We start from the raw sequence: 20,417 nt of genomic DNA, 5'->3' as shown, positions 1-20,417 counted from the left end.
GCAGAAGGACATCACGTGAAGATCACGACCGTCGGACTCGGCAAGATCGGCCTACCGCTGGCCGTCCAGTTCGCCACGATGGGCCATGACGTCCTAGGCGCGGACGTCAGCCCCGCCACCGTCGCCACCGTCAACGCCGGGGTGGAGCCGTTCCCCGGCGAGGCGCGGCTCGCGGACACGCTCGCCGAGGTCGTGCGCGCAGGACGACTCATCGCAACGACCGACACGGCGTGGGCGGTCAGCCAGAGCGACGCCGTCGTGGTTGTCGTGCCGCTGTTCGTGGACGGTGACGGCGTCCCGGACTTCGCCTGGATGGACTCCGCCACGCGCGATATCGCGCGGGGTCTTCGCCCCGGCACCCTCGTCGCCTACGAGACCACGCTGCCTGTCGGAACCACCCGCACGCGCTGGAAGCCGATGCTCGAGAAGGACTCAGGCCTCATCGAGGGTACCGACTTCCACGTTGTCTTCTCGCCCGAGCGCGTCCTCACGGGTCGCGTGTTCGCCGACCTGCGCAAGTACCCCAAGCTCGTCGGTGCGCTGAGTCCTGAGGGCGCCAAGGCCGCGACCGCCTTCTACGAGTCGGTGTTGGAGTTCGACGAGCGACCCGACCTCGAGCGCGGCAACGGCGTGTGGGACCTCGGGTCCGCCGAGGCGGCGGAGATGGCCAAACTCGCCGAGACGACGTACCGCGACGTCAATATCGGGCTCGCCAACCAGTTCGCCGTGTTCGCACAGCGCGCCGGCATCGACGTCTACCAAGTGATCGAAGCCGCGAACTCGCAGCCGTACAGTCACATCCACCGGCCGGGCATCGCCGTGGGCGGACACTGCATCCCCGTCTACCCGCGGCTGTACCTGTGGAACGACGACGGGGCGACGGTCGTGCGCGCGGCCCGTGAGGCGAACGCGGCTATGCCGGCCTATGCCGTCGGTCTCGCTCGCGGAGCCTTTGGAGACCTGTCCGGGGCCTCGGTGGTGGTGCTCGGCGCGAGCTATCGCGGGGGCGTGAAGGAGACCGCGTTCTCCGGGGTCTTCGCCACGGTCGACGCGCTCATGGCAGAGGGCGCCGACGTAACGGTGCACGATCCCATGTACTCCGACGACGAACTGACCGCCCTGGGCTTCGCGCCACACACGCTGGGCGACGCCGTTGACGTCGCCATTCTCCAGACGGACCACGCAGAGTATCGGCGGCTCACCGCTGCAGACCTGCCTTCGGTGAGAGTCATCGTCGATGGCCGAGACCTCCTCGACGTAGACACCTTCCCGGACGCCGGCGTGCTGACCATCGGTCGGGCCCCCTGACGCCGACAGCTGGGAAGGAGGCGGGCTAGGAAGACGCAGCTGATGCGCTGATTCCCACCAGCTAGAGATTCCGACAAATACGATGAATGCGACATAACGGTCTAGGAGGAGGTGCTTGGGGATGGCCCAATACGCGAGGAGGCGGTGGCTGCTCCACGCAGGGCTCGTCGGCGCCGGCGCCGCCTTGGCGGAGACGGCGCAGCCGACCATCGCACAAGCGGCCGCATCCACAGCCTCCGGCATCAACGTCCGAGACTTCGGGGCCCTCGGAGACGGGACCACCGATGACACCGCCGCTGTCCAAAGAGCCGTGAACGCGGCAGACGGAGACCTCGTCTACTTTCCTTCCGGCGTCTACCTCCTAAACAAGGTGACGATCTCCAAACCCGCTGACCTTCTCCTGGGGATCGGCAGTGTCTTGAAGCACATGACCGCGGGCCCAGATGACTATATGCTCGCGTTCGCCACTTCATTCTTGAGGATTCGCGGTGGCGTTCTCGACGGCAATAAGTCCCAACAAGCGGGACGAACGTCTTTGGTGGCCGGCCCTGTCGAGAAGGGAAAGACCGTCATCTTGGAGGGGACACGCGTTGTCAACTCCGTCAAGGCGGCCGTCTATGCCAACAACTTCGGCGGATCCATCTCGATTACCGACTGCTCCTTCGAGGATCAGGCAGAACACGACGGTTCGCCGGGCCACTACTCGGCGATCCTCGCGATCGTCAGTGGCCAATCGGGCGCGAAGGGGACTGTAGCATTCAACTTCAACCGCGCTACAGGGACCACCAGTCCGGCTGTTTCCGGAGGATATCCAGGTGGCATCTTCTTTGCACCCGGTCTTTCATCGAGCACGGGAACCGGAGCCACAATCGAAGCGATGGGCAACTGGTTCTGGGGCTACGGCCAGAACTGCGCAGGAAACACAATCTCTCCAATTCATACCTACCCCGCGGCATCCGGAGCACGCATCATCGGCAACTATTTCGAGGCATGTGGCTGCGCCGCCATATCTGCAAAGAGCGTTGACAACTTCGTCTGCTCGGACAACGTGATCGTCGACGGTACGGTGAACGATGCCAGCGCCCCTGCTGAGGGCGCCATCACCTATGCCCCCTCATACCTGGCCGGTTCCGTACTGCACCCCCGAGCCGTTATCACCAACAACATCATCGTCAATCCAGGCGGCACGGCGAGTCGACCCGCGAACGGGATTTGTGTCTTCGGATCGACGACGTCGCCTGCGAGCCAGGTACACGTCACCAACAACATCCTTGAAGGCTGCGGCACCGCAATTACGGCCAGCCGAGCGACAGATCTGAATCTCTCCGGAAATGTCATCGTCGGACGAACCAGCGCTCCAATTGCAACATCGGGCGCCATTCGTCTCGACAACTGCTTCGGCCGGGTCAGCATCGCTCAGAACAAGATCGTGAACCACGTGAACCATGCGTTGTTGCTGTACTCCGGAATGCAGGCCGCCCAGCTGCGCGTTCACGGCAACGAGATCCAGCAGGAGGGCGTTGGATATTATGGCGCGTTCATCGGGGGAGCCGCCTATGCATCCGTGGTTGCGAACAACTTCTCTGGGGCTTCATATGCTTTCACGGCCCGCGCATACGGATCGCAGCACCTCAAGCGCTTCCACATGGACACCTCCAACACTTTCGCAAGCGGGCGAGGCCCCGTCATTGTCTGGTCCGAGATCGACGCCGCCTTCGGAGACTGCGCATATGTGAACTCTCCTGTCGGCGTGGTACCGCCGGGCGAAGTGGGGGTGCGCTACACCCAGCGCAATGGCCGGGTGGGCACCACGCTCTGGATTTCGACCGGGACAACACGCGCCTCCTGGGTGCCGCTCACCTGAAGTGCAACCGATCGCATACAAAAGACTAAACGATCCCGACTCGCGCAGGAGCGACATGCAGCCCCCCTTCATCCCCCCGGCCAAGCCGATCATCGGCGACGAAGAGCGAGAGGCCGTCGACCGCGTCATGCGGTCCGGCATGCTCGCGCAGGGACCCGAGGTGGCAGCCTTCGAGCAGGAGTTCGCCGAGCACTTTTCCCTCGGGCGACCGTGCGTGGCCGTGAACTCCGGTACGTCAGGCCAGCACCTTGGCCTGCTGGCTTGCGGCGTCGGCCCCGGCGACGAGGTCATCGTGCCGTCCTTCACGTTCGCCGCCACGGCCAATTCTGTCGCTCTAACAGGCGCCACTCCGGTCTTCGCGGACATCGACCCCGAGGACTTTTGCCTGTCCCCGGCCGCGGTGGAGGCGGCGATCACCGAGCGAACCGCGGGCATCATGCCGGTCCACCTCTACGGTCACCCGGCGAAGATGCCTCGCCTGCTCCAGATCGCCGAGCGACACGGCATCCAGGTTTTCGAAGACGCCGCTCAGGCGCACGGCGCCTCTCTCGACGGCACCCCCGTGGGCGCCTTCGGCGCCTTCGCCATGTTCTCGCTCTACCCGACGAAGAACATGACGTCCGGGGAGGGCGGCATGGTCTCGGTGGGCAACCCCGACGTCGAGCGGTTACTTCGGCTGTACCGCAACCAAGGGATGGAGAAGGCCTACCACAACGAGGTCGTGGGGCTGAACAACCGCATGACCGACATCCACGCGGCCATCGGCCGGGTGCAGCTCACAAAGGTGGACGCCTGGAACGAGCAGCGGCGCCGCAACGCGGCGTACTACTCCGCCCATCTCGAGGGTGTGGTCACTCCATCTGTGGCCAGCGGGGCTGTCCATGTCTTCCATCAGTACACCGTGAGGGTGCCCGAGGACCGGGACGGCTTCGCAGCGGCGCTGAGGGAGGAGCATCAGGTCGGCTCCGGGATGTTCTACCCCGTTCCCAACCACCGGCTCGCCCCCTTCGACGTCGATGTAGACCTCCCGGAGACAGAGCTGGCTGCGGCCGAGTGTCTCTCGCTGCCCGTGCATCCGTCCCTGACCGCGCAGGATCTCGATCGCGTCGTGACCGCCATGAACTCACTCGTCCGGGCAGGCGTCTGATGCGGACCCTGCGAGCGGGACTCATCGGACTCGGGATGATGGGCCGACACCACGCTCGAGTGTTGTCATCCCTGGAGGGGGTCGCGCTCGCTGCGGTGGCCGACCCCGGTGGCGACCCGCATGGCGTCGCATCGGGGCTAGACGTGCTCGACGGCGTGCGGGACGTCATCCGCGCGGGCGTCGACTACTGCGTCGTCGCCGTCCCGACCGCCCACCACGAGAAGATCGGGCTGGCGCTCGCCGAGGCCGGCGTCCACACCTTGATCGAGAAGCCGATTGCGCCGGACGTCGAGTCCGCGCAGCGTCTTGCCGACGCGTTCAACAGAGCCGGCCTGATCGGAGCAGTCGGCCACATCGAGCGTTACAACCCGGCGCTGCAGAGCGCCAGGGAGCGCATAGAGGCCGGGGAGCTGGGGCGCGTGTACCAGGTCACCACACGGCGTCAGGGCCCCTTCCCGGCCCGGATCGCCGATGTGGGAGTCGTCATGGATCTCGCCACCCATGACATCGACCTCACCGCCTGGGTGACACAGCAACGCTATGGTCGGGTGAGCGCGCAAACGGCATTCCGCAGTGGACGAGAGCACGAGGACCTTGTCGCCGCTACGTGCCTCCTCGAGGACGGCACAGTCACGAATCACCTCGTCAACTGGCTGTCCCCGCTCAAGGAGCGGGTCACGACCATCACTGGCGAGCGCGGCGCCTTCGTGGCCGACACGCTGACGGCCGACCTCACCTTCTTCGCAAACGGGTCCATCCCTGTGACACGCGATGACATCGCGCAATTCCGGGGCGTGTCCGAAGGAGACATGATCAGGTACGCCATAGCAAAGCCTGAGCCACTACGCGTCGAGCACGAGAAGTTGCGAGATGCAATCCTGGGACGTTCGACCGACATCGTGACCATGACAGAGGGCGTCGACACGGTCGCTGTAGCCGCCGCGTGTATCGCGTCGGCGCGATCGGGCTCCTACGCGCTGGTCGGCTGACCCGGACGTCCGAGGTCGGGACCGGCGTCGCCGCGTCAGGCGATCTCTCCGCCCCAACTCACCGACGCAGAACTGGCATCAGCTCGGGAGCCGCTCTTGAAGTATCTCGACGACGCGGCGCGCCGACCTACCGTCACCGTAGGGCTGATCGGTCGACGGTGGCGGTGTCTCGCGCAGCACGACCTGATCGAGCTCGAACGGGTCAGGGCAGAGGACGTTCCATCCCGACTCCAGGGTCTCGATCCACTCCGTCTCCGTTCGCACGGTGGTGCACGGGGTGCCGAGGATGAACGCCTCCTTCTGCAACCCGCCGGAGTCGGTGACCACCGCCTGGGCACCCTTCAGTGCCGACACCATGCCGGGGTAGTCGAGGGGCTCTATCACCTGGACGGCTCCGACCTGCGCGGTGAGACCGAAGTCGTCGCACCGAGCCAGAAGGCGAGGGTGAGCGGCCAGCACCACGGGAACGGGCAGCTCGGACAGCGACTTCAGGATGTCACCGAGGCGGGCCGGATCATCGGTGTTCTCAGCTCGATGGATGGTCGCCAGCACGTACGGCTGTCCGCCGTGCCCCTGCCAGTCCGAAGGCAGACCCTCCCCTACCGACGCCGCCGTGGCGAGACAGACGTCGGTCATGACATCCCCCGTCACGACCGACCTGCTGGCGAGGCCCTCCGCCTCAAGATGATCGAACGCTGTCTGGGTCGGGGCGAGGCACAGGTCCGCGGCGTGGTCGGTGAGCACTCGATTGTGCTCCTCCGGCATGGCCCGGTTGAAGGAACGGAGCCCCGCCTCCAGGTGTGCGAGTGGCAGCCGGAGCTTCACTGCACTCAGAGCTCCGGCGATGGTCGAGTTCGTGTCGCCGTACACGAGTACCCAGTCGGGGTCCCGCTCCGTGAGCACGGCATCCAGAGCGCCCAGAATCGCGCCCGTCTGGACCCCGTGACTGCCAGACCCGACGCCGAGATGCACGTCCGGCGTCGGGATCCGCAGCTGCTCGAAAAAGACGTCCGACATGTTGACGTCGTAGTGCTGGCCGGTGTGGACGATGACGTGCTCGAACTCAGCCGCCGCCATGGCCACAGCGACGGGTGCCAGCTTGACGAACTGCGGGCGGGCGCCCACGATGCTCAGGATTCTCATCAACGTTCCTCTCGGTCTTCAGGTGACGTACGTATGCGTGCCGGGGCAGACTGACGTGACCCTAGGTCGGCCCCACCTGCTGGGCGGCGCGCCGTCCCGTCACGTACGGCTGAGACATCCGTCTCGGTTCTCATGGCGCCACCGCAACCGGCGCACGGCGTAGGGCCCCGGCGAGCGCTGCTCGCGACAGTGCCCACGTGAGCCCGTACACGACCAGGTTGCACAGACCCAGGGCCCACATCGCAGTCAGGGGCTCGGCGTCCAGCCTGACGGAGAGGCCAAGCGTTGCGACGACGCCCAACACCCTGAGAAGGTCGAGCCACAGCTGCCATGCGATCCGCTCGAGCGCGATGAGCGTTTGGGACAGCGGCGAGGCCACGAGCTGCGCCGCGACGCCCAACGCCAACGCACGCGCGAACTCGCCGCTCGCCACCCATTGTGGACCGAGAACCCTCTCGAAAAGCCACGGGCCCCCGACAAGGAGCACGGTGCACAGCCCGGCGCCGAGGAGCGCGAGGCGAGCTGACGCCCGTCGGAAGAGGTCCATCGCACGCGAGAGGTCCTCGCGGACGGCGCGCGTTACGTAGGCGAGGAAGACCTGAGCCACGGCTGTCCCAAGGAGAGCGACAGGCAGGGCCGTGACACGTTGTGTCATACCGAGCCAGCCGGCTGCCTCGCCCCCGTACCAGGCGGAAACCAAGAGGACCGGTAGCTGCAACCCCAGGACGTTGAGCAGCCCGGCCGGTCCGAGCAGGACCGGAAACTTCCAATGGCGACGCAGGAGAGCTCGGGAACTGGCCAGCCCATTGATACGCGCCGGGGCGCCCTGCCAGAGATGACACAGCCCCGAACCCTTCAACAGGCCGAGCCCACCTGCGGCGTAACCGGCTCCCAGTCCTACGAGGAGTCCTACCGGGCCCACCCCCGCGAACCCGCCTACCAGCTGCGTGCCGAGCATCGTCGAGTTCTGCAGCACAGATCGACGGCCCACCACTGTGAAGCGCTGCTGGCGGACGGCCCACTGGTTGAGCGCGAGGGTGGCAGCCATCAATGACCCGACCACCGGAACCGCCCAGAGCCAGCCCCCGGACCCGTCCTGGTTGAGGAGAACGGAGACGCTGGAGCGAAACACGCCAACCACGGCCAAGCCCGTGAAGAGAAGAATGATGCACAGCGCCAGAGCCAGACGCAGCACGAGGGCCGCCTCACGGTCCGAAGCGGGCAGCGGTACCACCAGCTCCAGACGTCCGCACGAGATAACTGCCATCGTGCTTGCGAGCGCAGTGACGACAGCAAGAAGACCGAAGTCGTGCGGTGAGTACCAACGCGACAGCAAGGGCATCGCCGCAAGCCCGAGCAGCTGCCCGGTAGCCGAGCCGCCGGCGATCGCGAGAATGCCGCGCTGGCCACTGCTCAGTCGAGGGCGCCACCTCACGACCGAGGTGTCCGTCCTACTACCTCAGACGGCGTCGATACGCCATGGGCTGCGCGCAACACCGCAGCGAACTCGGAGTCCCACCGCAGCTCTGCGTCTCCCAGCGAACGACAATGACGGGCGATCTGGGTCAGGTCCGGGATGCGCGCCACCTCGACCAACGCATCCGTCAAGGAATCCGGGTCCATGGGCACGATCCACCCGCACCGGTACTTCTCCACGAACCGCCGGTTCTCGGGAAGCGCGCCAGCCAGCACAGGGCGGCCACTCGTAACCGCCTCCATGATCTTGTTCGACAAGCCGTCGTTCCCCGGGTCGTGGGACTCGTAGAGCACGAGCCCCACCTCAGCATTCAGGTAGAGCTGCGAGACCGACTCAGACGGGACCGGGGGGATCCAGTCGATCTGCTGGCTGATCCCGCGCTCCCGAGCACGCTGCTTCAGACCCTCGACGTACTCCTCCCTGGAGGGGCCGCAGACCGTGAGCCGCACCTCCGTGCCCAGCTGACGAGCTCTCGCCACCGCGTCGATGAGCATCTCGTAACCGCGCCCCTCGAAGATGCTTCCAGCCACGACGGCATGCAAGGTGTTCGCACGCCTGCGGGGAGGGTCAATGTACGGCGCCCGCCAGCTGGCGAGCGGCACGTTACGCACGAGCAGGACGTCGGGGAACCCGTAATCGCGAACCTGCTGAAGGTCCCCGGGAACCACCACCGTGGCCAGATCCGCGAATGTGGCGGCCACCCGGAGGTACAACGGCTGCAACCGGCTGAAGACGCTGGCCAACGACCCCGGTGCGTGCACCCGCCCTGGCCGCTCGGGAATGTCGAGGACGAAGAAGGAGCGGTTTCGTATCTTATGGACGATTCCCAGAAACGCCAAAGTGGGGTCGGCCACGTGCACCACGTCAGATCTGTCGGCCCACACGTCGCGAGCCATCCGACCCACCGCAGGCAGGTAGCTGCCCAAGAGGTTGCTCAGCATCGAGCGCTTTCCAGGCTTGGTGGCGATGGCCCGAACTGCGACCTGCTCGATCTCGATCCCGTCCACCACGCTCGAGCCGGCCCGGTCCCAGCGGCCTGCACGCCCAGCCGCGGCAAAAGCCACGAACCGCGTTTTGTGGTCGGCTCCGTAGGACCGCGCCGCCTTCCTCGATCTGGTCGCAAACGTGTACGGCGCCACGGACACGACCAGGGCCGAGCTCGGATCCCTCTTCATCGGATTAGCCTCATTCCACACGACGATCATTCAGGAGTTCAGTTAGGGGCGCGGCACGACGTGGGACGGCGTCCCTCATGCCGATGGCGACCAATCTCTTCTGGTAGTCGTCGGATTCGGCCCCTTCCTGCACAGAAGGGATCTCGCCGCGACCGGACGCTCCGAGGCGCGAGCCCCAAAACCACATCACCAGGTACGCCACCAGACCTGTGTTCAGGACGGCCTCGGGGCCGCCGGCGGCCCAGAACCCCAAGGAGACGCTGGCCCCCGCGACGCCGATCGTCTCCAGGCTGTTTCGCCGCTGCGCGCTCAGCGAACGCTTGGTCACTGATCCGATCGCGACGGCCAGGAGGCCAGGAACCACGAGAACGCCGATCCAGCCCAGGTTGTAGTAGATCGACCCCCAAATGCTCGGTGGCGCCGTTCCCCTGTCCGTGCCGTACAACACGGCGTAGATGCGATTAGGCAGGTCCGTGCCCGTGGAGCTGGGGAGGATGCCCATGAGCCCTTGGAGCCACTCACGACCCCATTGCGTCGGCTGCTCGTAGATGTACCGGAAGCCGGCGACACCGGAGTACTGCTGGACCTGGAAGACGCGCGTGACGAACTCGGATGCGGCAACGTAGGCACGGTCTCCGAGCGAGGCGTTCTGCTGCAGGGTCGCGTTGCTGCGACCCAACGCGATCGTGGAGACGACGACCACCGAGAAGGCGAAGACCGCGATCTTCTTTGCAGCCTTCGGCAGCTGATGGTTGCTGCTGAAGTAGAGGAACAGAACCAGCGTGGCCATGAACTGGATGAAGGCACCCCGTTGCCCGGTACCGAGCAGACCGAAGAGGGCCACGCCGACGAGAAGCGCCGAGACCACCACATGGTGCTCACGGACCCGGTGCCAGTAGGCGAGAGCTACCACGGTGAGGCTCGGAAGCAGGACGTTCTTGAACTGGTTCACATAGCCGGGGAACAGGTAGTTCGTACCCGAGTACGAGTTGAGCCGCTCACCGGCGATGTCGGCATCTCCACCGGAGAGGGAGTTCGCCAAACCTCTGAACAGGGCGCTGTAGCCGACGGCGTAGTAGTAGAGGATGACGACGAGGCACGAGAACGCTGTCAGCGCGAACATGGCCACCGTGGGCCTGATCGGGACGGACGCGCCAGGGAGCCCTTGATCGTGCGTGCGCGCCGTTAGGACCACTCCGCTGACGACGAAATAGACCATCATCGACACGAAAAGAACGTACGAGTAGGCCGCGTCCGCCTCTCGCGCTGGCTCCAAGAGGCTGAAGCTGCCCAGCGCCATGATCATCTGGATGTACACGAAGATGGCGTTGGCATTGAGGAAACCACGCGGCCTGAGAACCGTCAGGTAGTAGATGGCGAACGCTATGACGAGGATCACGGGGAGGCTCAGGAGCATGCCTGCCTCCGCTCAGCGGAACCCCCGACGCATCCTCTTACGGTGCCGAACGCGGGCTCGCGCGGCATGACGTCACTCACGGGGCACCTTTGAATCCGGCACTGTCACGGCCGGATTCCCGCCCAGGCGTGATGCCTTCGGGCCGTGGACACGATGAACCTGACGGTCCGCTCCGACGTGTTGTGCACGGCGTAGTCGTCCGGCAGCCGTGCATGGCCCTTCTGCTCAGGAGTGGAGCGTACGAGGCTCACGGCCTCGACCACATTCTGGGCGCAGAGACCGGTCATCAGGATGCCACCGGTGTCGAGGGCCTCCGGCCGCTCGATCGAGTCACGCAGGGTTATTGCCGGGAAGCCGAGGAGGGTCGACTCCTCGGCAATGGTCCCCGAGTCGGACAAGACGCACGCCGCGTGCAGCTGCAGGGCGTTGTAGTCGTGGAACCCGAACGGCTCGTGGAAGACGATGCCATCGTGGCGGAGGGCTCCCGGTAGTGCCTGCAGGCGCTTCCTCGTTCGTGGGTGGGTCGACACCAGAACCGGCAGGCCCCATTCCGTGTGCACCGCTCGCAGGCACTCGAGGAGAGCGGAGAGCCTCTGCGGCGAGTCGACGTTCTCCTCGCGGTGTGCACTGACGAGGAAGTAGCCGTCCGGTTGCAGCTCGAGGCGAGTGAGGACGTCGGAGGAGCGGATGCCCTCGGCGTTCGCGTCGAGGACCTCGCGCATCGGAGACCCGGTCAGGAGGATGCGGCGCGGGTGCAGGCCTTCGGAGAGAAGGTTGCGTCGCGCATGCTCGGTGTAGACGAGGTTGAAATCGGCGACGTGGTCGACAAGACGACGGTTGGTCTCCTCCGGCACGTTCTCGTCGAAGCATCGGTTGCCGGCCTCCATGTGGTAAACGGGGATTCGCATGCGCTTGGCCATCACGGCTGCGATGCAGCTGTTCGTGTCGCCCAACACCAGCACAGCATCGGGACGCTCGTGCTGCAGGACTGCCTCGGCTTTGATCAGCGTCTCACCCAGGACTCGCCCGAGCGAGCTGGTGTCGACGCCGAGCATGTGGTCCGGCTCCCGGAGCCCCAGGTCGCGGAAGAAGACCTCGTTCAGCGAGTAGTCGTAGTTCTGCCCGGTGTGAACGAGGACGTGGTCCACCGACTCGTCGAGCCGCTTGATCACCTCGGAGAGCCGGATGAGCTCCGGACGCGTCCCGACGATGGTCATGACCTTCAGCATGGGTCAACCTCCTTGATACGCACCGGCTCCGCGTACGTATCAGGGTCCGAGGAGTCGAACAGCTCGTTCGTCCAGAACAGCGTGATGAGCTCGGTGTCCCCGGTGTTGGTGATGTTGTGGGCCCACATCGTCGGCATGTCGATGACTACGGGGCGCTCCCCCGACACCTCGAAGTCCCGGACCTCGTCAGTGAGGACCCGTCGGAGGCTGATCCGCGCCTGCCCGGAGAGGACGACGAACCGTTCGATCTTGCGAAGGTGGAAATGCTCCCCTCGCGTCACCCCCGGTCGCGTCGTCGACACGAACGTCTGGCCCTCGCCGCCGTGGGACCGCACGGCCTCGACCAACCGCCCTCGGTCATCGGAGTGCTCGGTGAGCGCGATCGGGTAGACGCTGGGGAAGAGGCGCGCACGAAGGGTGTTGAAGAGGTCGACGTCGAACCGGCTGTCAAGCCTTGGGATGTCCCCGCCGACGTAGGTGCACACGAACCTCTGGAGCAGATCCCACACGCGTCCGACCGAGATCTGGGTGGTCCGCGGCGTGACCACACCGGCCGCGCCGGTCAGCCCTGCAAGCAGTACGTGTGCCGCGTCCTGGACGTGCATGAGCGGGACATGGCGGTCGACGATCTCCGGTTGGCCACCCGAGACAGCAAGGTCGACGAACGTGGCGACGAAGGAGTTGTACTGCGGCCGCCCGTGCTCGCCGAAAAGGTTGGGCAGCATGACGTCGACCAGGCTTCCTCCGGTGCGCTCGCTTGCAGCGCGGAGCACCACTGCGGCCGCTGCCTTACCGGCACCGTAGGGCGTGCCGTTCCCGCTCTGGACAGAGTTGGCGTACACGACCCTCCGCGGGCGTGGATCCGCTTCGAGCGCAGCCGCGAGGTCCTCGGCCAGCCGGATGTTGTCGTTCTCGACAGCGTCCGGCTCGCCACGGTTCACACCGGCGAGGTGGATAACTGCGTCTGCCTCCTGCACCACCTCGACCAGGGTGTCCCATGAGGTCCGGCTGATCGGCACCACCTCGTGCCCACCCAGCGCACGAGATCGCACTTGCAGGTGCCACCCGAGGAAGCCGTCCGCCCCGGTGATGACGACCTTCACGCGGAAACGCCCGCCAGGAGCCGATCGAACTCGGGGAGCCGCAGCAGCAGCTGCTTGGTGTCCTCGATGTCGAGCCTCTCTGTGTTCTCGCTGGTGTAGTCGTCGACGCGCGCCGGCAGGTCCTCGCCCTCCTCGAAGTAGAGCTCGTACTGCAGGGACCGAGCATCCAGGGGCACGCGAAAGTACTCACCCTGGTCCTGCGCGTTCGCGATCTCCTCGCGGCTGAGGAGGGTCTCGTGCATCTTCTCGCCGTGTCGCATGCCTAGGCGCGTGATGGTCGGCGCAGAGTCACCCAGGAGCTCTGCCACCGCACGTGCAAGCGTATCGACCGTGGACGCCGGCGCCTTGCGGACAAAAAGATCCCCGGGCTCGGCGTGGAGGAAGGCATGCTCGACGAGGTCAACCGACTCCTGGAGGGACATGAGAAACCGCGTCATCGAAGGCTCGGTGACAGTGAGCGGGCGCCCGGCCTGGAGTTGCTGGACGAAGAGCGGAATGACCGAACCCCGGCTGTACATGACGTTGCCGTAGCGAGTCACGGACACGGTGGTCCGGGACCCGGGGTGATTCCGCGCGAAGGCCTGCGCGGTCTTCTCCATGAGCGCCTTGGACATTCCCATGGCATTGACCGGGTAGACGGCCTTGTCGGTGCTCAGGCACACGACGCTGCGCACGCCAGCGGCTTCCGCCGCCTCGATCACGTTGCGGCTGCCCACCACGTTCGTCTTCACCGCCTGCTCTGGGAAGAACTCGCACGAGGGAACCTGTTTGAGCGCCGCAGCATGGAAGACGAAGTCGACCCCAACCGTCGCGGACTGAACGCTGTCGAGGTCACGCACGTCGCCCACGAACAGCTTGAGGCGTGAGTCGTCGACCCGGCGTCGCATCTCGTCCTGCTTCGCCTCGTCCCGCGACAAGACGCGGATCTGCCCCACGCCTCGTCTCAGCAGATGCTTGACCATGATGGAGCCGAAGGAGCCCGTGCCGCCCGTGATCAGGACGGTGGCCCCGTCGATGGAGGCTGTCATGACACCATGCCCTCTCGGCTCCCGGCCTTATCCCTGTCCGTGCGCATCTGCCGCTCTTCCTATCCTTCGTCCCTGACGGTGCTCTCCCTCGCAACTACTCGTGGACCGTCGTCACGAGAGCCGACCAACTTCCATCATCTCGACATTTTGCGCATTTGCGGATCGTGCAAGCGCGCCGTGCCCCAGGCGCCGTCCTCGGCTCCCGCGCTGGCACACACGGCTCGACAGCCGCAGTGACTCCACCACGCACCGGAGCACCCTCAGACGAGGGTCTTGCCGTAGGCGTTCATCTGCCGCCCCTCCCGAGTGGTGAACTGCTGGGTCAAGGACCAGCCACATCGCCTGTAGAAGGCATTGACCTTGTCGTTGCCCTGGCCGTCCGTGACCAGACGAGCCTGTTCGGACCCTAGGGAAGCCGCACGTGAGCACCATTCTGTGAGCAGCTTGGACCCGACGCCCAGACCCGCCGCCTCAGGCGCGACGAAGATCGAGCTGAGGAGTGCTGACGAGCTGTCCGAGCCCTCACCACCGCGATATTTCACGGCTCGGATGAGCCGTGGGGTTCGTCTCGGGTCAGCCAGAACCGCTCTCGCGCTCGCGACGGCGAAGCCGAAGAGCTGACGCTGGAGAAGTCGCTTGAAGAACCCCTCCGGCCGGGTGGTGCCGACCGCTGCGCCAACCAACCGTCCTCCATCGTCGACCGCGACGGCGGTGATCGCGGTGGAGTCGTTCAGGAAGCCCTTGTAGAACTGCTTCAGAAACGGCTCACCGAGCTGGGTGAGGAAGAAGTCAGGGAACGCCATCGTGTGCACGCCGGCCGCCGACCCGACGTCCTCGGCGTTCAGGTCGCGGATCACGATGGTTGCACTGGCCAGGCCCTGGGTCACGAAGCTCTCCGATCTGACGCGCCGGCCCCCGCCGCATCCAGCAGGAGCGCCTCGATGGCCGACACTCCCTGCGCCGCGGAGAACCGCCGTTCGTAATAGGTGCGTGCCGCCTGCTTCATCAGCGGCAAGTCCACGTCGCCGTTCGTAAGAACCTTCCGCAGGACGGCCGCCAACGCGTTGGCGTCCCCCAGCGGCACCGAGAACCCAGCCCGCGCCTCCCGGACGACGTTCTCTACATCGGCGCCGGCCGAGGCCAAGATCGGCACTCCGGCAGCCAGAGTCGCTTGAGTCTTGCTAGGCATGGTGGCCGAGGAAACCGAGTGCTCTCGCAGGCCGATGTAGGCCAGGTCTGCCGTGGCCATGAGCCGCGTCATCTCATTGGACTCAACGCGACCGATGAACCTGACGTTGTCCTGCCCGTCAGCCCTCGCCCGCAGTGCGCCTTCTGAAATGCCCGACCCCGCGATCAGGCAGAGCAGGCGAGGATCCTCGACCTGCGCGCACGCGTCTATCAGGGTCTCAACGCCCTGGGCCTCCCCCAGCGAACCCGCATACAGGACGACCAGCGCCGATTCGGGAATACCGAGGGCGGAGCGCAGGGAGTCAGTCGTCGGGCGGAAGGTTGCCTCGTCGGCCCACATGGGGACGTAGTGCAGTCGGCTCGCATCGACACCGCGACGGCTGAGGATGTCGCCGACGCTCGGCGCGATGTAGGCGACCGACGACGCCGCGCGGTAGAGCGCGCCACACCAGCCGTCGAGGAGCCTGCGGGTGAGTCGGCCTCCGGCCCCATCACCGGAAAAACCACCCGCCAGAAGGGTGTCGGGCCACAGATCCAGAACGTGGACCACCGACGGGACCCCGAAGGCATACCGCGCGAGCAGCTGAGCGCCTCCCACGGTGACCGGCGAGTAGTTGACCCACAATGCATCCAAGTCTCGCAACGCCGGATAACCGTTCACCATCGACGAAGCCCCGAATGAGCTGTAGTTGGCGACTCGACGTAGCGCCGAGCTGTCATGGCTGGGGTACAGGGCGACACGATGCACGTCGACGCCATCGCACTCCTCCACGAGATGTCTCTGAAGCGAGTAGCCGTCCGCGAGGCGGCCCGTCGGGTAGTTCGGGAAGCCCGTCAGGACCCGCACTTGGTGCCCACGTTCCGCGAGACCGCGCGCCAGGACGCCGGGAAGCGCCGCGGGTCCCGGTTCCGGGTCGTACCACTGGGTGAGGAGCCCGAACCGCATGCTCCACTCCGTCCTCTGACGCTGGCAGGTCGCGGGGCCACGACCGTCCCTTACAGGGCATATCCTACATATGACCCATATGCCGTATTGAAGTGGAAGAGGGCGCCTTGAGCGCGACAGAGCCTGATTTCCTACCCTTTGCCCTCCCCGACGTTGGGGAAGCGGAGATCGCCGCTGTCGCCGAGTCGATGCGCTCCGGCTGGCTCACCAGCGGCCCCCGCTCGGCCGCGTTTGAGGCCGAGTTCGCCGCGTTCATAGGCGGCGACGTGGAGGCCGTTGCGGTCAACTCGGCGACTGCCGGCCTGCACCTGGCGCTTGAGGCCCTCGGCATCCGCCCCGGCGATGAGGTGATCGTCCCTACCTGGACGTTCACGGCGACCGCTGAGGTCGTGCGATACCTCGGCGCCCATCCCGTTATCGTCGACGTCGATGAATCGACGTTGAACATCGATCTGGATGCGGCCAAACGAGCCGTCACCGCTCGGACTCGCGCCATCATCCCCGTTCACTTCGCGGGACTGGCGGTCGACCCGGATGCGCTTCGCCGATTTGCCGACGAGCACGAACTCCTGATCGTCGAGGATGCCGCACACGCACTGCCTTGCGTGGGTGGCGGGACCATGGTCGGCGCGGGCGAGTCCGACGCCGTGGTCTTCAGCTTCTACGCGACCAAAACCATCACGACGGGTGAAGGAGGAATGGTCGTGACCCGAAAACCTGCCGTCGCCGAGCGCGTGCGAACCATGCGCCTGCATGGCATCAACCGAAACGTCTTCGACCGGTACCGAAGCACCAAACCATCGTGGCTTTACGAAGTCGTGGCTCCGGGCTACAAGTACAACCTGCCTGACCCCGCAGCCGCGATGGGTCGGGTGCAGCTGATGCGGGCCCACAGTATGCGTGATCGGCGCGCCAGCATCGCTGCGCAGTACGACATCGCTTTCGCCGACCTTCCGCTGCACTTGCCTGCCCGCGCCACAGGGGATGATGTGCACTCGTGGCACCTCTACGTGGTCCGCTCGGACGATGCTGCGCCCATCGATCGCGATGGTGCCATCGAGCAACTGGCCGGACTTGGAGTCGGTACGAGTGTTCACTTCATCCCGCTACACCGCCATCCCTATTGGCGGGAGTCCTATGACCTGAGGGACGTCGACTTTCCGGTGGCCACGCGCTCCTTCACCCGCGCCCTCAGCCTGCCGCTCTTCTCCTCGATGACGAGTGCCCAGGTGGACCGCGTCATCTCCGCGGTCCGAAGGGTTTTCGGATGAGCCGGCTCATTGCGCGAGTGTCCCGTGCAGCAAAGCGCGTTTTCGACCTGACCATGGCGACGCTCCTACTGGCGTCGCTCTCCCCTGTGCTCGCGGTGGTCAGTGTGGCCGTCCGCCTGGACTCCCCGGGTCCTGTCTTCTTTCGCCAGGAGCGAGTTGGCCTCAACGGTCGCACCTTTCGAATCCACAAGTTCCGGACCATGTGGACGAAGCACGACGGTCGGTTGGTGAGTGCGGCAGGCGATGCCCGAGTCACGCGCGTGGGCAGGTTCTTGCGCAAGAGCAAGCTCGACGAGCTGCCGCAGCTCCTCGATGTCCTCCGAGGCGACATGAGCCTCGTAGGGCCACGGCCTGAGGTCCCGGTCTACGTGGAACAGTGGGCGCCGGAGCTGCGTGAGCTCATCCTCTCGGTTCGGCCCGGTATCACGGACCCGGCCAGCATCCAATTCCGCAACGAGGCCGACGAGCTCGCTCTGGCGCCCGACCCCGAGACCTACTACGTCGAAGAACTGCTACCGCGCAAGACTGCGGCCTATGCCGAGTACGTGCGCACGCGATCCATGGCGAAGGACATTGTCGTTCTCGCGCAGACGGCCCGCGCGGTCGTCGCGAGCTGATCCCGCAGGCTTCGAGCCGCGTTCACCGCAGTCGGTCTCGGGCAGGCACCGTGGACTCGAAGAAGAAAGCCTTGCCGATCAGCCTCGGGACGGCACCGAGGGCTCGACGAAGAACGCCTCGCGCTGCATAACGTCCAGGATCTCCAACCCATCCATGGGCTGCGCCAGCACCAGCGAGCGTCCGATCGGGGGAACACTCACGCTGTCGACGAGCGGGTGGCCCGTCGCGTGCCGGTGCTCGTTCAGGGCGAAGAGCTCCTCGCCAAGCTTCTCGCCCGGTCGCAGGCCGGTGAAGACGACCTCGACGTCGCGGCGCCCGCTCATCCGGATGAGCGTCTGGGCCACCTCGAGGATCTTCACCTGCTCGCCCATCTCGAGGACCATGACCTCGCCGTCGGTGCCGATCGAGGCGGCCTCGAGGACGAGCTGGCAGGCCTCGGGGATGAGCATGAAGTAGCGGCGCACCTCTGGGTGGGTCACCGTCACCGGGCCGCCCATCTCGATCTGGGCCGTGAACGCGTGGACGACCGATCCGCGGGAGCCGAGCACGTTGCCGAACCGCACCGACACGTAGCGGCCGTCGGCTCGCCGGGCGAAGTCGGCGGTGAGGCGCTCGGCAAGACGCTTGCTGTAGCCGAGAACGCACGTGGGGTTGGCGGCCTTGTCGGTGGAGATGTTGACGAACGTCGAGACCCCGACGCGCTCGGCCGCTGTGAGGACGTTGAGGGTACCGACGACGTTGCTCTTCCAGGCCTCGAGCGGGTGGGCCTCGAGCAGCGGCAGGTGCTTGAGGGCGGCGGCGTGGAACACGACCTCGGGCCGGGTCCGGTCGAAGGCCTCCGCGAGGGCGGCGGTGTCGCGGATGTCGGCCAGGACGAGGTCGTCGGAGTCGAGCAGGCCGTGCCCGGAGAGGCTCATCTGGGTTGCCTGCAGACCGGACTCGTCGCGGTCGAGCATGAAGAGGCGCGCCGGGCCGAACCGGGCGATCTGCCGGCACAGCTCGGAGCCGATAGACCCACCGGCACCGGTGACGAGGATGCGTCGACCGGAGATCTGCTCGGCGATCGCGGTGGTGTCGAGCTCGACGGGGCGCCTGCCGAGCAGGTCGGCGACGTCGAGGTCGCGCAGGTCGTGCGAGGTGGGACGCCCACCGATGATGTCCTTGAGCGGCGGGAGGCTCACGACCTCGAGCCCGGCGTCGGCGGCGCGGGCGGCGAGGTCGCGCAGGGTGGCGGCCTCGGCGTTCGGCAGGGCGACGACGAGCGTGTCGGCGTCGAAGCGCTCGGCGACCTCGGTGAGGTCGGATCGTGTCCCCCGCACTCGGACACCCTCGAGGCGCAGGCGGTGCTTGCCCTTGTCGTCGTCGAGCAGGGCAACGGGGACGAAGCCGCTCGCGTCGTCGTACTTCATGCTGCGCACGAGCCGGCGACCGGCCTCGCCGGCGCCGAAGACGATCGCCTTGCGCTCCGCGACCGACTGCGTGGCGCGGTGCGAGCGAACCGTCCGCACGACGAACCGCAGCGCGAACATGGCCGCGAGCGCCAGCGCCGCGGCGGTCAGCGGCACGCCACGCGGGACCACCGGCGGCTCCACGAGGAGGCCGACGAGGAACAGCAGCGCGCCGACGACGGCGGTCGTCGTGGTCAGCTCGACGACCTCCTCGAACGAGCCGAGCAGGTGGCTGATCGAGTACGGCCCGACGACGTAGCCGAGGACCAGCTGTCCGACCATGGCCGCGAGCGCGAACCAGGCCGCGCCCTGGACGAAGGGGTTGTTGAGGCTGAAGTCGAGGCGGATCCACAGGGCGACGAAGATCATGACGACCCAGAGGACGGCGTCGACACCCGCCCAGGCCAGTCGAACCCAGCGGGCCCTGCGAGTCTTCGCCGTCACCGTCTCATCACCCTGGTACCCCTGGTTCCCTGCAGTCCCCGAAAGGCGTCGGGCCGCTCCTTTCGGGGCGACGCCACCCGACTGACCTGGAGCGGGTCAGCCGAAAGCGGTCATTCGACGCGAGCCCATGCTACCTGCGCGAACAGTACAAACGGCGAATTTACCTTCTTCTGCACGATTCGGACATCTGGACGAAGCAATGCAGCGGCCCGACCGGCACCTGGCCTTCTCCCTGCCGCGGACTGGCCGGCACTACCCTGCGATGACCCCGTCCGCGCGCGGGGATTCCGACGTCGAGGTCCGCTGGAGGAGCACGATGCACACCCGCAAACTGCGCTCGCGACTCGCCGTCGAAGACCTGGGTAGGTTCTGCCTCACCCAGCTGGGGGCCCTCTGGCTCGCGCCGGCGGTTGGTGCCCTCATCGCAGGTGCGAAGTGCGAATGGCTCACCGGTGAGTACCGGGCCCACCTCGACATCGAGGGGGCGACCGGCGACGTGGAGAACGCGGTTCGCGATCCCCAGGGCCGCGCGGTGTTGGTCCGTTGAGCGGGCTGAGTCTCGGCTCTCGCCCTGCGCGTTACTCCTGTCCCGTCGCACTTTCGCTCGGGCTGACAACTGCGG

The 20,417-nt window shown here is 66.2% G+C and carries 17 protein-coding genes; 7 read left to right on the top strand and 10 right to left on the bottom strand.

Features of this window, described 5'->3' with window-relative positions:
• Positions 1–15 precede the first annotated feature (15 nt).
• The 4 genes from ACR9ZK_RS01925 (at position 16) to ACR9ZK_RS01910 (ending at position 5,308) form a co-directional block, all read left to right on the top strand.
• On the top strand, positions 16–1,308 hold the full coding sequence (locus ACR9ZK_RS01925) for a nucleotide sugar dehydrogenase (protein WP_481339516.1): 1,293 nt from the start codon (positions 16–18) through the stop codon (positions 1,306–1,308).
• Positions 1,309–1,429: 121 nt separating this feature from the next.
• The gene (locus tag ACR9ZK_RS01920) at positions 1,430–3,172 is read left to right on the top strand and encodes a glycosyl hydrolase family 28-related protein (protein WP_481339514.1); all 1,743 of its coding nucleotides are present in this window, start codon (positions 1,430–1,432) and stop codon (positions 3,170–3,172) included.
• A gap of 55 nt (positions 3,173–3,227) precedes the next feature.
• Positions 3,228–4,319 carry a DegT/DnrJ/EryC1/StrS family aminotransferase gene (locus ACR9ZK_RS01915; RefSeq protein WP_481339512.1) on the top strand — a complete coding sequence of 364 codons (1,092 nt, stop codon included), beginning with the start codon at positions 3,228–3,230 and terminating at the stop codon, positions 4,317–4,319.
• A complete protein-coding gene (locus tag ACR9ZK_RS01910) occupies positions 4,319–5,308 on the top strand; it encodes a Gfo/Idh/MocA family protein (RefSeq protein WP_481339510.1) in 990 nt (329 codons plus the stop codon). Before ACR9ZK_RS01915 ends, ACR9ZK_RS01910 begins: the two co-directional genes overlap by 1 nt.
• Before the next feature lie 78 nt (positions 5,309–5,386).
• Here the strand turns inward: ACR9ZK_RS01910 and wecB (ACR9ZK_RS01905) are convergent, their stop codons facing one another.
• From wecB (ACR9ZK_RS01905) to ACR9ZK_RS01865, 9 genes are all read right to left on the bottom strand, one after another.
• A complete protein-coding gene (wecB, locus tag ACR9ZK_RS01905) occupies positions 5,387–6,451 on the bottom strand; it encodes a non-hydrolyzing UDP-N-acetylglucosamine 2-epimerase (RefSeq protein ID WP_481339508.1) in 1,065 nt (354 codons plus the stop codon).
• A 130-nt stretch (positions 6,452–6,581) separates the two neighbouring features.
• Positions 6,582–7,886: a lipopolysaccharide biosynthesis protein gene (locus ACR9ZK_RS01900; RefSeq protein WP_481339506.1), complete on the bottom strand. Its 1,305-nt coding sequence runs from the start codon at positions 7,884–7,886 to the stop codon at positions 6,582–6,584.
• The gene (locus ACR9ZK_RS01895; RefSeq protein ID WP_481339504.1) at positions 7,883–9,103 is read right to left on the bottom strand and encodes a glycosyltransferase; all 1,221 of its coding nucleotides are present in this window, start codon (positions 9,101–9,103) and stop codon (positions 7,883–7,885) included. The genes ACR9ZK_RS01900 and ACR9ZK_RS01895 overlap by 4 nt, the downstream gene beginning before the upstream one ends.
• Positions 9,104–9,113: 10 nt before the next feature.
• On the bottom strand, positions 9,114–10,520 hold the full coding sequence (locus ACR9ZK_RS01890; RefSeq protein WP_481339501.1) for an O-antigen polymerase: 1,407 nt from the start codon (positions 10,518–10,520) through the stop codon (positions 9,114–9,116).
• A 104-nt stretch (positions 10,521–10,624) separates the two neighbouring features.
• Positions 10,625–11,749 carry a non-hydrolyzing UDP-N-acetylglucosamine 2-epimerase gene (gene wecB / locus ACR9ZK_RS01885; RefSeq protein WP_481339499.1) on the bottom strand — a complete coding sequence of 375 codons (1,125 nt, stop codon included), beginning with the start codon at positions 11,747–11,749 and terminating at the stop codon, positions 10,625–10,627.
• Positions 11,743–12,852 (bottom strand): polysaccharide biosynthesis C-terminal domain-containing protein, encoded by a 1,110-nt coding sequence (locus ACR9ZK_RS01880; protein ID WP_481339497.1) that lies wholly within the window; start codon positions 12,850–12,852, stop codon positions 11,743–11,745. The genes wecB (ACR9ZK_RS01885) and ACR9ZK_RS01880 overlap by 7 nt, the downstream gene beginning before the upstream one ends.
• Positions 12,849–13,880 carry a polysaccharide biosynthesis protein gene (locus ACR9ZK_RS01875; RefSeq protein WP_481339495.1) on the bottom strand — a complete coding sequence of 344 codons (1,032 nt, stop codon included), beginning with the start codon at positions 13,878–13,880 and terminating at the stop codon, positions 12,849–12,851. The genes ACR9ZK_RS01880 and ACR9ZK_RS01875 overlap by 4 nt, the downstream gene beginning before the upstream one ends.
• Before the next feature lie 260 nt (positions 13,881–14,140).
• Entirely contained in the window at positions 14,141–14,767 is a 627-nt protein-coding gene (locus ACR9ZK_RS01870; RefSeq protein ID WP_481339492.1) for a GNAT family N-acetyltransferase, read from the bottom strand.
• Entirely contained in the window at positions 14,764–16,014 is a 1,251-nt protein-coding gene (locus ACR9ZK_RS01865; RefSeq protein ID WP_481339490.1) for a glycosyltransferase family 4 protein, read from the bottom strand. The genes ACR9ZK_RS01870 and ACR9ZK_RS01865 overlap by 4 nt, the downstream gene beginning before the upstream one ends.
• A gap of 107 nt (positions 16,015–16,121) precedes the next feature.
• On the opposite strand from ACR9ZK_RS01865, the gene ACR9ZK_RS01860 reads away from it, so the two are divergent.
• Complete coding sequence (locus tag ACR9ZK_RS01860; RefSeq protein ID WP_481339488.1) at positions 16,122–17,285, top strand: DegT/DnrJ/EryC1/StrS family aminotransferase; 1,164 nt, start codon at positions 16,122–16,124, stop codon at positions 17,283–17,285.
• Positions 17,282–17,902, top strand: coding sequence for a sugar transferase (locus tag ACR9ZK_RS01855; protein WP_481339485.1), 621 nt, complete (start codon positions 17,282–17,284; stop codon positions 17,900–17,902). Before ACR9ZK_RS01860 ends, ACR9ZK_RS01855 begins: the two co-directional genes overlap by 4 nt.
• A 78-nt stretch (positions 17,903–17,980) precedes the next feature.
• Here ACR9ZK_RS01855 and ACR9ZK_RS01850 read toward each other — a convergent pair whose 3' ends face one another.
• Positions 17,981–19,795, bottom strand: coding sequence for a polysaccharide biosynthesis protein (locus tag ACR9ZK_RS01850; RefSeq protein ID WP_481339481.1), 1,815 nt, complete (start codon positions 19,793–19,795; stop codon positions 17,981–17,983).
• Positions 19,796–20,057: 262 nt separating this feature from the next.
• Between ACR9ZK_RS01850 and ACR9ZK_RS01845 the strand changes: the two genes are divergently transcribed.
• Positions 20,058–20,342 (top strand): hypothetical protein, encoded by a 285-nt coding sequence (locus tag ACR9ZK_RS01845; RefSeq protein WP_481339479.1) that lies wholly within the window; start codon positions 20,058–20,060, stop codon positions 20,340–20,342.
• Positions 20,343–20,417: the final 75 nt, after the last annotated feature.

This window comes from Monashia sp. HAY1-5C, assembly GCF_056755255.1.
The sequence above is the reverse complement of the archived record's forward strand: the minus strand, read 5'-3'. Positions and strand labels throughout refer to the sequence as shown.

Coding starts and splice junctions, on each gene's coding strand:
- ACR9ZK_RS01920 (WP_481339514.1), top strand. CDS start 1,430: ATGGCCCAATACGCGAGGAGGCGGTGGCTGCTCCACGCAGGGCTCGTC.
- ACR9ZK_RS01915 (WP_481339512.1), top strand. CDS start 3,228: ATGCAGCCCCCCTTCATCCCCCCGGCCAAGCCGATCATCGGCGACGAA.
- ACR9ZK_RS01910 (WP_481339510.1), top strand. CDS start 4,319: ATGCGGACCCTGCGAGCGGGACTCATCGGACTCGGGATGATGGGCCGA.
- wecB (WP_481339508.1), bottom strand. CDS start 6,451: ATGAGAATCCTGAGCATCGTGGGCGCCCGCCCGCAGTTCGTCAAGCTG.
- ACR9ZK_RS01895 (WP_481339504.1), bottom strand. CDS start 9,103: ATGAAGAGGGATCCGAGCTCGGCCCTGGTCGTGTCCGTGGCGCCGTAC.
- ACR9ZK_RS01890 (WP_481339501.1), bottom strand. CDS start 10,520: ATGCTCCTGAGCCTCCCCGTGATCCTCGTCATAGCGTTCGCCATCTAC.
- wecB (WP_481339499.1), bottom strand. CDS start 11,749: ATGCTGAAGGTCATGACCATCGTCGGGACGCGTCCGGAGCTCATCCGG.
- ACR9ZK_RS01875 (WP_481339495.1), bottom strand. CDS start 13,880: ATGACAGCCTCCATCGACGGGGCCACCGTCCTGATCACGGGCGGCACG.
- ACR9ZK_RS01865 (WP_481339490.1), bottom strand. CDS start 16,014: ATGCGGTTCGGGCTCCTCACCCAGTGGTACGACCCGGAACCGGGACCC.
- ACR9ZK_RS01855 (WP_481339485.1), top strand. CDS start 17,282: ATGAGCCGGCTCATTGCGCGAGTGTCCCGTGCAGCAAAGCGCGTTTTC.
- ACR9ZK_RS01845 (WP_481339479.1), top strand. CDS start 20,058: ATGACCCCGTCCGCGCGCGGGGATTCCGACGTCGAGGTCCGCTGGAGG.